The sequence below is a fragment of the Pseudomonas sp. TH37 genome, from assembly GCF_016650735.1.
In the GTDB taxonomy this organism is placed as follows: domain Bacteria; phylum Pseudomonadota; class Gammaproteobacteria; order Pseudomonadales; family Pseudomonadaceae; genus Aquipseudomonas; species Aquipseudomonas farris.
On record NZ_JAEKFD010000002.1, the window covers coordinates 702518 to 714983 of the forward strand.

Annotated in this window: 7 protein-coding genes; all 7 read right to left on the bottom strand. The window is 61.5% G+C overall.

Going from position 1 to position 12466, the window contains the following annotated elements; all coding sequences use genetic code 11:
* Nucleotides 1-188 precede the first annotated feature (188 nt).
* Complete coding sequence (locus tag JFU11_RS08265) at nucleotides 189-947, bottom strand: PIG-L family deacetylase (protein ID WP_123722944.1); 759 nt, start codon at nucleotides 945-947, stop codon at nucleotides 189-191.
* 432 nt (nucleotides 948-1379) lie between these two features.
* Nucleotides 1380-3539 (bottom strand): glycogen debranching protein GlgX, encoded by a 2160-nt coding sequence (glgX, locus tag JFU11_RS08270; RefSeq protein WP_038983511.1) that lies wholly within the window; start codon nucleotides 3537-3539, stop codon nucleotides 1380-1382.
* Between the two features lie 128 nt (nucleotides 3540-3667).
* Nucleotides 3668-4000, bottom strand: coding sequence for a DUF2934 domain-containing protein (locus tag JFU11_RS08275; protein WP_123722943.1), 333 nt, complete (start codon nucleotides 3998-4000; stop codon nucleotides 3668-3670).
* 21 nt (nucleotides 4001-4021) lie between these two features.
* A complete protein-coding gene (locus JFU11_RS08280; protein WP_201060336.1) occupies nucleotides 4022-6820 on the bottom strand; it encodes a malto-oligosyltrehalose synthase in 2799 nt (932 codons plus the stop codon).
* Nucleotides 6817-8895 (bottom strand): 4-alpha-glucanotransferase, encoded by a 2079-nt coding sequence (gene malQ, locus JFU11_RS08285; protein ID WP_201060337.1) that lies wholly within the window; start codon nucleotides 8893-8895, stop codon nucleotides 6817-6819. The genes JFU11_RS08280 and malQ overlap by 4 nt, the downstream gene beginning before the upstream one ends.
* A complete protein-coding gene (treZ, locus tag JFU11_RS08290) occupies nucleotides 8892-10688 on the bottom strand; it encodes a malto-oligosyltrehalose trehalohydrolase (RefSeq protein ID WP_201060338.1) in 1797 nt (598 codons plus the stop codon). Before treZ ends, malQ begins: the two co-directional genes overlap by 4 nt.
* Before the next feature lie 13 nt (nucleotides 10689-10701).
* Nucleotides 10702-12288 carry a glycogen synthase GlgA gene (glgA, locus tag JFU11_RS08295; RefSeq protein WP_123722939.1) on the bottom strand — a complete coding sequence of 529 codons (1587 nt, stop codon included), beginning with the start codon at nucleotides 12286-12288 and terminating at the stop codon, nucleotides 10702-10704.
* Nucleotides 12289-12466: the final 178 nt, after the last annotated feature.

A 12466-nucleotide genomic window follows, 5' to 3' on the forward strand; every position in this document is an offset into this window, starting at 1 on the left:
TTGTAACAACACATTCACGGCAACCTGGTAGCAGCTGTCGAGCTTGCGAGGCTGCGTTCGGCTGCGCAGCAGTCGTCAGTCCAGCATCTATGGTTTGCCTGACACACCGCGTCGCCTGATTTTACGACTGCTGCGCAGCCGTACGCAGCCTCGCAAGCTCGACAGCTGCTACAGAGCCCGGTCGGGTTTCAGACAAACACAATTTCATACGGCAATCGCATGCGCTCCAGTATCACCGGGGGCAGCATTGGGGCGATGCCGATTGCCGGCTCGCCGTCGAGTTGGCTGGCGTAGGCGTAGGTGGCGTGGCTTTTGCGCGCGACGGTCCAGTTGTCGAGGCGTACCTTGCGTGCGCGATGCCAGGGGATCAGCCCGTGATCGCGTGTCGGCCAATGCCAGGCCCGGATCGGTATTTCGTTGAGCGTCGCGCCGACCAAAGCCGCTGCCCTGGCGCAGGCCCGGCCAACGGCATCGTGGTCGACGTTACCGTCTTCGCGCCAGGTGCTGAACACCACATCGCCAGGGCGCAGGTAGCGGACGATGAATTGGGTCAACTCAGACTCCCGCTCGCCCAGCCCGCTGTCGGTGAAGCCGCCGCGAATCCATTTCAGGCTGTGCATGGGCAACCCGAGCCGGCGCAACGCTTCGACGCTTTCCTGGGGGCGGATTACGCTCAGGCGTTTTTCCGACCACTGCCGCGACCCCGGATGACTGGAGCTACCGTCGGTGATCGAGATCAATTGCAGAGGATGGCCGAGGGAGCACAGCAACTGCAGCAGGCCGCCGCAGGTCACCACTTCATCACCGGGATGCGGCGCAATGACTACCGCGCGAGCGCCGGCCGGGACCAGCGTTTCGGTATTGATGACAGGGATATTGTCCAGTTGCGGGGCGCTGTTCCAGATCTGCGCTGGCAAACTGTTTTCAGTGATGGAAACCGATTTCATAGGCGCTACTTCCTTGTTCTGTCTTGCCCTCAGTCATGTTCATTACTTGCAAGGGAGCAAGCCTGGCAGACCCGTGAAGGCGGGGTAAATAGCAATTGCAGCGCTCCGAACCCTGGATTGCTGCGGGCAGAGTATTGCTCATGGAACGCTATTCGTCGCCTCAGCCTTTGGTCGGATACGGTTTTTTTAATCCGGGCTGTGTCAGATGTCGCAAATAGTCACCGAAATCCATTTCAGCAGCGATGCACGCCTTGTAGCAGCTGCCGAGCCTGCGAGGCTGCGTTCGGCTGCGCAGCAGTCGTCAAACCAGAGCTTGCGATGCATCAGGCAAACCGCGTCAGCCGGATTCACGACTGCTGCGCAGCCGAACGCAGCCTCGCAGGCTCGGCAGCTGCTACAGATGGCATTACGGCTTACCCCTGAAGGGGCTTTTTACTCGTCTTCTTCGCGCTGCAATTCGAACAGCAGCAGCGAACGGCCGGTGACTGAATATTCGTGACCGAACTCGAAGCGTTCCTGGCCACGAATCGACGGCTGATTGGTGTCGATCATGCAGGTCCAGAAACCGCCGTCAGGCACTTCCGGCAGCAGGAAGTTGACGATGTCATGGTGGGCGTTGACCACCAGCAGCAGGGTCGCGTCGGCGCCCTTGCGGCGAATGCCGGTTTCCTGGGCGCGGCCATCGAGCAGCATGCCCAGGCAACGACCGTGGCCTTCCTCCCATTGTTCGGTGGACATTTCGCTGCCGTCCGGGGCCAGCCAGGTCACGTCCTTGACGCCGATGTCTTCGTTGTAATTGCCCACCAGGAAGCGCCCGCGACGGAGGATCGGATAGGCCAGGCGCAACTTGATCAGGCGTTTGACGAACTTGAGCAGCGCCTTACCGTCTTCGCTCAGGTCCCAATTGACCCAGCCGATCTCGCTGTCCTGGCAATAGGCGTTGTTATTACCTTCCTGGGTGCGGGCGAACTCATCGCCGGCCACCAGCATCGGCGTGCCCTGGGACAGCAGCAACGTGGCGAAGAAGTTACGCATTTGCCGCTGGCGCAGCTCGTTGATCTCGGGATCGTCGGTCGGGCCTTCGACGCCATGGTTCCAGGACAGGTTGTTGTTGCTGCCGTCCTGATTGTTCTCGTCGTTGGCTTCGTTGTGTTTGTCGTTGTACGACACCAGGTCGTTCATCGTGAAACCGTCGTGGGCGGTGACGAAGTTCACAGAAGCATACGGCCGCCGGCCACGCTGATTGAACATTTCGCCGGAGGCGGTCATGCGACTGGCGAAGTCCGCCAGTTGGCCGTCGTCGCCTTTCCAGAACGCGCGCACGGTGTCGCGGAATTTGTCATTCCACTCAACCCAGCCCGGCGGAAAGTTCCCGACTTGATAGCCCCCGGGGCCGCAATCCCAGGCTTCTGCAATCATCTTCACCTGACGCAGCACCGGGTCCTGACGGCAGGCCACGAGAAAGCTGTGACGCTCATCGAAACCGTCGTGGTAGCGGCCAAGAATGGTCGCCAGGTCAAAACGGAAACCGTCCACATGCATTTCCGTGGCCCAGTAACGCAGGGAGTCGGTGACCATTTGCAGCACGCACGGGTGACTCAGGTCCAGGGTGTTGCCGGTCCCGGAATCGTTGATGTAGTAGCGCTTGTCGTCGGGCATCAAGCGGTAGTAAGAGGCATTGTCGATGCCGCGCATCGACAGGGTCGGGCCTTGTTCGTTGCCCTCGGCGGTGTGGTTGTAGACCACGTCGAGGATCACTTCCAGATTGGCCTCGTGCAGGTGCGCGACCATCTCCTTGAACTCGGCGATCTTGCCGCTGGCCAGGTAGCGTGGGTCCGGGGCAAAGAACGCGATGCTGTTGTAACCCCAGTAATTGGTCATGCCTTTGTGTAGCAGATGCTGGTCATTGACGAAGGCATGAATGGGTAGCAATTCCACGGTCGACACGCCGAGCTTGCGGATGTGTTCCAGCACGTCATCGACCATCAACCCGGCGAAGGTGCCACGCAGGTTCTCGGGGACGGAGGGGTGACGCATGCTGATACCGCGTACGTGTGTTTCATAAATGATCGTTTTATCCCACGGCACGCTGACACGATGGTCATGACCCCAGGTGTGAGCCGGGTCGATCACTTTGCATTTGGGCACGAAGGGCGCGCTGTCCCGTTCATCGAAACTGAGGTCGGCGTCAGGGTGACCGATGGTGTAGCCGAACAACGCTTCGGACCATTTCAATCGACCGACCAATTGCTTGGCGTAGGGATCGATCAGCAGCTTGTTGGGGTTGAAACGATGACCGTTGGCCGGGTCGTAAGGACCGTACACGCGATAGCCGTAGATCAATCCCGGGTGGGCGTCGGGCAAGTAGCCGTGGTAGATCTCATCAGTGTATTCCGGTAGCTCGATACGCTCGAGTTCCACCTCGCCGGAATCGTCGAAGATGCACAGTTCGACCTTGGTCGCGTTAGCAGAAAACAGCGCGAAATTGACCCCCAGGCCATCCCAGGTCGCGCCTAGCGGGAAGGGCAAGCCTTCACGGATTCGCGAAGCCTCGGCACGAGGTTCGGGCGCGGTTTTCTTTGGACTGCTCATAGTTGCTCCTGCATGGGGTGACGGTACTCGACTGCGATGAACCGTGGCTCTGGTTTTTTTCGAGGGCGAGCGCGCCCTCGGAGGCGAGAGACACGCCACAAATCAAGCGAGGCAAGGCGATAAGCGCGTCAGGTCGTTGGCGGTTTGCGCGCAGCGCGTGGCTTTTTCTCGACGTTTTTTTCGCCAAGCGGGGTCACTGTCGAAGCAGAGGGTTTGGCTTTGGCCTTGGTTTTGGGTTCGACGCCTTTGGCATTGAGCTTGCCGTCGGGCTTGCCGACCGTGGACTTGGTGCCGACGCGTTTGCTGCCGGTCGCTTTCGATGACTTGCCGGGAGCCAGTGCTTCGGCTTCGGCCAGTTTGCAGGCCATCTCCCAATGGCGTTTTTCCTGGCCCACGGGTTTCCCTTCGGACTCCCAGATTTGATAGGCAAATTCGCGGATGCGTTTATCGTCGGTACTCATCGCAATGCTCCTGAACTGAACTCAAGCTTGGGTCGTTTGGATAAAGAGATTGACCGGGAAATTCCCCAGCGCGGTGCTGACCAACAGTTCCCTGTGTTTTGTGACTATGACGCTTGCAAAAAGTCCCTTCAGATTTTCTTCAGGGACGGCGAACGGCAACTTGACCCGTGTATCGCCCCAGAGTGGCGCGTCAATCTGTGGTTCGGCACTGTTTTCCAGCAGTTCGGCACAGCGTATCGGTACTATCACGATAGCCCGTTTTCCCTGCCATTCACGAGCAAACGCCAGTACCCGGTGAGCCTGGCTGCCAAGGACTTCAAGAGCTTGATAAGTCCCTTTTTGAAACAGCCCGGCATGCTCGGCACGTCGGTTTAACGCTTGGGCGATCAAGGTTTGCTTGATGCGCCCGTCACGCCAGTTCGCCAACAGATCGGGCAGGTCCAATCGTACGTGCATGGCCTGCTGACGGCTGACGTAATCCACCGGCCGGCGGTTGTCCGGATCGACCAGCGTGAAGTCCCAGAACTCGTTGCCCTGATAGAGGTCCGGTACCCCCGGCACAGTCATTCGCAGCAAGGTTTGCGCCAAGCCATTCAACGCGCCCGGGGCGGCGATGCTCTGCGCCGCCGCACGGATGGCCGTGCGCAGTGGCTGGCCTTCGGGGCTGAGCAGCAGGCGTTCGAGAAACCCATGGGTCGCCTGTTCATATCCCTCGTTGGGTGCGCTCCAGCTGCTTTGCAACTTGGCTTCGCGCAGGGCTTTCTGTTGCCACTGCCAGAGGCGCTGGGCGTAGTTATCGAGCGCCACCCGATCATCGCTGCGCAACTCCAGCGGCCAACTGCCGAGGATCGCTTGATAGAGAATCAGCTCATCGCCCGCCGAGGGCGCGCCGGGTTCAATGCGCAATTCGTCGGCCAGGGTTCGCCAGTGTTCGACCTGTTCGACATACCAGGCGCTACGCTCGCTCAACACCGCCAGCCGCGCGCGGGTGTCTTCGCCGCGTTTGTGGTCGTGGGTCGCGGTGGCCAGCAGGTTGTCGGGGAATTCGGCAAGGCGATTGACGCAGGCAGCATGGAAGTCGGAAACCGGCGCACTGAACTGCTCGGTGTTGTAGCCGACATCGTTACGCGACAGCAGCACCGCCGAGCGATAAAGCGCGGTGTCTTCCACCGCCTTGGCCGCTGCCGGTGAGGTCAGTTGCTGGAAGCGCACGCACGCATGCTTGAGCAGTTTGCGTGGGCGGCCCACCGGGTGTTTGCGCCAGGGTTGGCCACCGAGCCAGCCGGACAGGCAATCGAGCACGGGCCAGTCGGCTTCGCCAAGGGTTTGCCTTGCACCGTCCATGGCCTGCTGGAAAAACCCCTCGTCCTGGGCGCAGTTTCGGCCCAGCGGGCTGATGTAAGTGCGATACACCGGGAAGTGTACGATCAGTTCCTGCAGGGCCCGCCGGATTGCGCCGAGAGTCAGATCCCGCGTCATCAGATCGTCCCGGGCCACTTGCAACAGGGCGTGGGCGACACTTTCGAAATCCCCGGCGAGGGAGCCGTTGAGAATCTGCTGGCGCGCCAGTTGTGCTTCCTGACGGAAATCGGCGGGCCGTTCGCTGTGCCGGCTCCAGAGTTCACCCAAGGTCTGGGCGCCTTCGGGGTCGTGTTGCAGCAACGACAACTGGTTCATGAATTCGTAACCGGTGCTGCCATCGACAGACCAGTCGCGGTGCAGGGTTTCGCCTTCGCCGAGGATCTTCTCGACGTAGATCGGCAGGTGCCGCAGCGGTGCCAGGCTATCGACTCGGCGGCGTAATTTGCGGCAGTAACCACGCGGGTCGGCGAGGCCGTCGATGTGATCGATGCGCAGCCCGTCGACGAGACCTTCGGCCACCAGCTCGAAGATTTTTGCATGGGTCGCCTCGAACACCGCCGGCCGTTCGACGCGCAGGCCGCCCAGTTCATTGATATCGAAAAAGCGCCGCCAATTGATGTCGTCCGCCGCGGTGCGCCAGCTGGCCAGGCGATAACTCTGGCGCTCCAGCAGGTTATGCAGGCGCTGGAAACCTTCGGGGGTGAGCGAGTCGTACGCGCCGAGGGTGTACTGGATGGCATGAAGAATGGCCGGATCGCTGGCGAGTTCATGCAGCTCGGTTTTTAGCGGAACCGCCAGGCTGTGCGCGTCGGTCTGGTAGCTCAAGGTACTGAAGCGGTCTGCCAGGGATTTGAGCTGCTCGACCTGCTCGGCATTCAATTGATCATCGGCCTTGAGCAGTTCGCCGTAGTTCGTGGGGCAAATCGGGAAGTGATGTTCGTAGTGCTCGACATAAAAGGCGCCGCGCCGGGCATCGAAACGCAAGGGCAGGGTGCCGTCCTGCAAGGCGATGCCGTAATCACTGCCCAAAAACGGCAGCAGCAATTGGCCTTCCATCAACGGGTCGGGCGAGTGCCATTGAATGTCGAAGAACTCGCCGTAAGGGCTCAGGCGCCCCCATTCCAGCAAGTCGAGCCACCAAGGGTTGTCGCCACCGCCAACGGCCATGTGATTGGAGACGATGTCGAGGATCAGTCCCATGTTCTGTTCGCGCAATGCACCGACCAAACGGCGCAATGCCGCTTCGCCGCCCAGTTCAGGGTTGACCGTGGTCGGGTCCACTACGTCGTAGCCATGCATGGACCCCGCGCGGGCGGCGAGCAGCGGCGAGGCATAGACGTGGCTGATGCCCAGGCTGGCGAAGTACGGCACCAGCGGCACCGCCTGATCCAGAGTGAAACCTTTATGAAATTGCAGCCGCAGAGTCGCCCGCAGCGGTTGGATGAACGGTTGATTCATTGGTCACGCTCGGCCGCCTGAAGTCGCGCACAGGCGAGCAGTTCCAGGCGCCGGGCGGCGTCCGGATCATCGAGCAGGGCTTCGCTGTCGCCGGGCAGCCTGCGGGACCAGTTGGGATGGGTGTCGGTGGTGCCGGGCAGGTTGGCCTGCTGTTCGATACCCAAGGCATCTTCCATTGGCAGCAATACCAGCGGCGCGCGGGTATGGCCGAGGAAGCGAATCGCGGCGTCGAGCACCTGATCGGTTTCGTGGGACTCTTCGCGGAAATTCTGCGGGTCCTCGCTCAGCACCCGGCGCAAACCTTCGCGCTCGCGTTCACGGTGTTGGCGCCATTCGATTTCCCCCGGGGCGTCGACCAGATTCAAGCGCGCGCTCCAGTCGATATCGCGGCCATGCCACCAGCCATTGAGCGTCGGCAGGTCATGGGTGCTGGTGGTTGCCAAGGCGTTGTCCGGCCAGTCGAGAATCGGCTTGAAGTGAGTATTGTCCTGTTCGAACAGCAGCACGCGCATGCCGAGAATCGAGCGCGCGATGAGTTTCTCGCGCAGACCCTCGGGCACGGTGCCGAGGTCTTCGCCGAGGACGATGGCCTGATGTCGATGGGATTCGAGGGTCAGCAAGCGCAGCAGGTCGTCCACCGGGTAATAGAGGTAGGCACCGTCGCTGGGCGGCGCGTCGTTGGGGATCACCCACAGTCGTTGCAGCCCCATGACGTGATCGATACGCAGGCCGCCGGCATGGGCGAAGTTGGCCCGCAGCATTTCGATGAACGCGCGAAAGCCGTTGCGCACCAGACCTTCGGGGGAGAACGCGGAAATGCCCCAGCCCTGGCCGGAACGGTTGAGGATGTCCGGTGGCGCACCCACGGTCAGTGAGGCGAGCAATTCGTCCTGACGACTCCAGGCCTGGCTGCCGCCGCCGTCAGCGCCAACGGCCAGGTCGGCGATAAGGCCGATGCCCATGCCGGCACCGCGGGCGGCGGCCTGGGCGCGCTCCAGGCTGCGCGCAATCAGCCATTGGCAGAATGCGTAGTAACCGATACGGGTCGAGTTTTCTTCGGCAAAATGCGCCAGGGCGGTGCTGCGCGGGTCACGCCATTGCTCGGGCCACTCGCGCCAGTCGAGGCTTTCACCGCGCTGCGCACGGGCTTCCTGGATCGCTTCGAAGCGGCAATGATTTTCCAGCGCTTCGCCACCGGCATGGCGGAAGCTGCTGAAGTCCGGGTGCAAGGGGTGTTCGCCGTGGGTGAATCCTTCGTACAAGGCTTCGAGCAAGCGGTGCTTGGCTTCGGCGGCGGTGGGCCAATCGATCAGCTGCAGTTTTTCCAGGTGCTTGAGCTCAGCGGCAAGGCCGGTGGCGTCGATCGCGGTGCGTAGGGCGCGCTCACCGAGGATCGCTCCGGGCGCCGCGTACAGGCTATTGAGGAACAAACGGCTGGACGGCGAGTAAGGGCTGTAACGCTGGGTGTCGCCGCTGAACATCGCATGCAGCGGGCTGATCGCCAACGCTTCGGCGCCCCGTTCGCCGGCCACCCGGGCCAGATCTTCGAGGGCTTGGGTATCGCCGAAACCGCCATCGCCGGGGCGACGCAGCGAGTACAACTGCACGCTCAGGCCCCAGGCGCGCGGGTTTTTACTGTCAACCGCGTCGCCGACGCTGTAGCAGTGCTGGGGGGCCACCGCCAGGGTGAAGGATTGATCGTCGATGCTGACGTGCTGATAACCTACCGGCACCAGCCCGGGCAACATAGCGTTGTCATCGAGCTTCAAGTTAATCCGTGAGCCGTCTTCGAGATGGATCTCACACGGGGTTTGCGGTTCGAAGTAGTGGGCCAGGTCAAGGCCGACGCCCACGTCGCAGGTCAGCAGCGGTGGCAGGTGCCGGGTTTGTTGCACCTCTTGCAGTTGCAACAGGCTGGCGTCGATTTCCTGGGCGGTGCCGGCGGGATGGCCAAGCCCGGCCAGCACCGAGCGCAACACCGCCGGGGTCACTTTCTGTGGACGGCCATTGGCATCGATCCAGTCGACGGCCAGGCCTGCTCGGCTGGCCAGTATTTCCAGTTGCGCATTGCTCATGGGCGCTCTCCATCCGGGGGTAGCAAAGGGGCTGCGGCCGTGAGGCTGACTAGCGCGCAATACGGGGCAAGCATGCCCTGATTCAACAGACCGGCCGATTGTGGCGGGTGTTCGAACAGCAATGTCGCGTCGGCCTGTGGGGTGTGGACCACGGGCGCATCGCTGAGGTTCAGGTCAATGCGCAACTGACTGCCATCGCCCAGCCGCCAGCGCGCCGTCACCGCGCCCTCGGCCAGTACCTGCGCGCCCAGCGCCTGGGCGCCGGGCAGGTGCGGGATGATGTGTCGGTGGCGGATCTGCAGCAGTTGGCGATACAGAGCGTAAATCGGCGATTGGCGGCTGGTGGTCAGTTTCGGCCGTGAAGCTTCGAAGGTCTGCGTCGCGTTCGGGTCGGGAATCTGCTCGCGTTTGTGCGGATCGGCAAAGGCGCTGAACGCTGCGAACTCGTTGCGTCGTCCTTCGCGCACCAGTTCCGCCAATTCGCCGTGGTGACTGGTGAAGAACAGGAACGGTTGCTCGGCGGCAAATTCGTCGCCCATGAACATCAGCGGGATCATCGGCGACAACAGCAGCAACGCGGTGGCGGCGTAAAGGGCATCAGGATGGGCCAGTTGATGCAGGCGCTCGCCAAAGGCGCGGTTGCCAATCTGGTCGTGGTTCTGCAGAAAAAGCACGAAGGCTGTAGGAGGCAAGTGACCGCTCGGCTCACCGCGCGCTGTACCGTCGCGGGTGATGTGGCCCTGAAACACGAAGCCCTGGCTCAGGCAGCGGGCGAGCTGTTCGGTGGGCTGCTCGGCATAATCGGCGTAATAGGCATCGGTTTCACCCGTGAGCAGAACGTGCAGGGCATTATGGCCATCGTCGTTCCACTGCGCGTCGAAACCTTGCTCCAGCAGACTGGCCTGGTTGTGCTCGTTTTCCGCCATGAGCCACACGTGTCGCGCCGGATCGGTTTGTCGCCGCACCCGTTGCGCCAACTCCTGAAGAAAGTCCGGGTCTTCGATGGCATGCACCGCGTCCAGGCGCAGACCGTCGAAGCGGTATTCCAGCAACCACATCAGCGCGTTGTCGATAAAGAAGTCGCGCACCTCGCGCCGCCGGAAGTCGATCGCCGCGCCCCACGGGGTGTGTTTGTCTTCGCGGAAAAAGCCTTTGGCGTAGCGGTGCAGGTAATTGCCGTCGGGGCCGAAGTGGTTGTAGACCACATCGAGAATCACCGCCAAACCATGGCCGTGGGCCGTGTCGATCAGGTGTTTGAGTTGTTCGGGCGAGCCGTAGGAGGCTTGAGGTGCGTAAAGCAAAACCCCGTCATAGCCCCAGTTACGCTCGCCGGGGAACTGGGCCAGCGGCATCAGTTCGATGGCGGTAATACCCAGCTCGACCAGGTGTTCCAAATGCTGCTCAACCTGGCTGAAACCACCGAGTGCACCAACGTGCAGTTCGTAGATCACCGCTTCATTCCACGGTCGACCTTGCCAGGCGCTGTGTTGCCACCGATAGGCGAGGGGATCGACCACCACGCTGTGGCTGTTGATATCGCCCGCCTGCGCGCGGGAGGCCGGGTCCGGCACCTCCAGCTCGCCATCGATGTTGTAGCGGTAGCGGGTACCCGCGGGGCAGCGGGTGTTGATCACAAACCAGCCATCGGCCTGAGGCAGCAGTGGCAGGGATTGTCCATCTTCCAGTTCGAGACTGACGAAAAACGCATCTGGCGCCCACAAGGCAAAACGCGTGTGTTCTGCGTCCAGCATGATTGCGCCGTGGGGCCAGGTCTCAAGGGTCCGTAACGGCATCGTTGAAAGCCTCTTACTGTCTGCCCGATTTTCCCAGCGCTTTAGCCACCAGTTGTTCGTAGAGTTCGGCGTAGGGTTCGACTGCCTGGCACCAGTTGAAAGGCGCCGCCATGGCTCGGCAACGCATCGCGTTGAGCAGGCCGGGGAAGGCGAACACCTTGAACGCGCGGCTCAGGGCTTCGCGATAACTCTCTACCGTGGATTCGTCGAAGAGGAAACCGGTCACGCCGTTTTCAATGGTGTCGGCCAGGCCGCCAGTATTGCGGGCCACCGGCAATGAACCGAAGCGCTGGGCGTACATCTGGCTCAGGCCGCAGGGTTCGTAACGCGAAGGCATCAGCAGGAAATCGCTGCCGGCGAACATCCGTCGGGCGTCGGTTTCATTGAAGCCGATGTGCACGCCGACTTGCCCGGGGAAGCGCAACGCCAGTTCGCGCATGGCTTGTTCTTCTTCCGGTTCGCCACGGCCGATGATCGCGATTTGCCCGCCGTTGTCGACAATGTATTCGGCCACTGCTTCGGTCAGGTCCAGGCCTTTCTGGTAGACCAGCCGCGAAACCACGGCGAACAGCGGACCTTCGGAGTCTTCGAGGTCGAACAGCCTGCGAACATGCATGGCATTAACAGCTTTACCGTCCCAATCGCCGATGCCGAACGGGTGGAACAGGTGCGGATCGGTCGCCGCATCCCAGCTTTCATCGATGCCATTGGGAATTCCGCTGAGCAGACCTTGCTGGGTCTTGGCGGCGAGAAAACCGTCGAGGCCGCAGCCGAAGGCTGGCGTGGTGATTTCCTGGGCATAGGTTGCGCTGACGGTGGTGATGTGGCTCGAGTAAGCCATGCCGGCCTTGAGGAACGACATCTTGCCGTAGAACTCCATGCCTTCCTGTTGCAAGGCATGCATGGGGATACCGAGTTCCGGGCACGAGCCTAGGCTGGTGACGCCCTGGTATGCCAGGTTGTGGATGGTGAACAGGGTCGGGGTGCGTTGGCCACGCCAGTGCATATAGGCCGGTGCCAGGCCAGCGGGCCAGTCGTGGGCGTGCACCAGGTCCGGGCACCAGTGAATTTGTGCGAGGTTGGCGGCGATGTCGGCCGCTGCGAGGCCCAGCCGGGCGAAACGAATATGGTTGTCCGGCCAGTCGCGGCCGTTGTTGGCGCCGTAGGGTGAACCTTCGCGCTCGTACAATTCAGGGCAGATCAACACGTAAATGACCAGGCCGTCGGGCATGTCCATGCGCCCGATCTTGCAGGGCGGCAATGCTGCGTGCCCGCCCAGTTCACCAATGATATGAATCGGGTTTTCGCTGTTCATCACTTGCGGATAACCGGGGATCAATACACGCACATCGTGCAGATGCGCCATGGCCCGGGGAAGTGCAGCGGAAACGTCGCCAAGACCTCCGGTCTTTACCAGGTCGGCCATCTCCGAGGTGACGAACAGGACTCTCTTCTTGTTGGGATTCTGACTGGCTACCGGTGCCAGCGTCTTGGGGGTCGGCATGTTGACCGATTTGGCATTGAGGACACCGACGGTGCTCGTTTCCCCGACCTGCTGATGAGCACGTTCTCCCTGGATATCTAAAGCCGCACTGATCATATGAATCTCCCGTGTTGTTGATCTAATTCTAGGCCTGGCACAAACGGTGTTCGTGGCCAAATCCTGTGGCCGGGCGCAAACGCGCTACGCATCGGTGAGCAAGTGCTGCCCATGCGCTGAAGCAGAATGGGTGAAGTGGCTGTTGCAAGGAATGCACCAGTCGCTGTGGCCCTACCTT

Bases quoted from the DNA above. Each gene is read 5' to 3' on its own strand.
- JFU11_RS08280 (WP_201060336.1), bottom strand. From the start codon at position 6,820: ATGAATCAACCGTTCATCCAACCGCTGCGGGCGACTCTGCGGCTGCAA.
- treZ (WP_201060338.1), bottom strand. From the start codon at position 10,688: ATGCCGTTACGGACCCTTGAGACCTGGCCCCACGGCGCAATCATGCTG.
- glgA (WP_123722939.1), bottom strand. From the start codon at position 12,288: ATGATCAGTGCGGCTTTAGATATCCAGGGAGAACGTGCTCATCAGCAG.
- JFU11_RS08265 (WP_123722944.1), bottom strand. From the start codon at position 947: ATGAAATCGGTTTCCATCACTGAAAACAGTTTGCCAGCGCAGATCTGG.
- malQ (WP_201060337.1), bottom strand. From the start codon at position 8,895: ATGAGCAATGCGCAACTGGAAATACTGGCCAGCCGAGCAGGCCTGGCC.
- glgX (WP_038983511.1), bottom strand. From the start codon at position 3,539: ATGAGCAGTCCAAAGAAAACCGCGCCCGAACCTCGTGCCGAGGCTTCG.
- JFU11_RS08275 (WP_123722943.1), bottom strand. From the start codon at position 4,000: ATGAGTACCGACGATAAACGCATCCGCGAATTTGCCTATCAAATCTGG.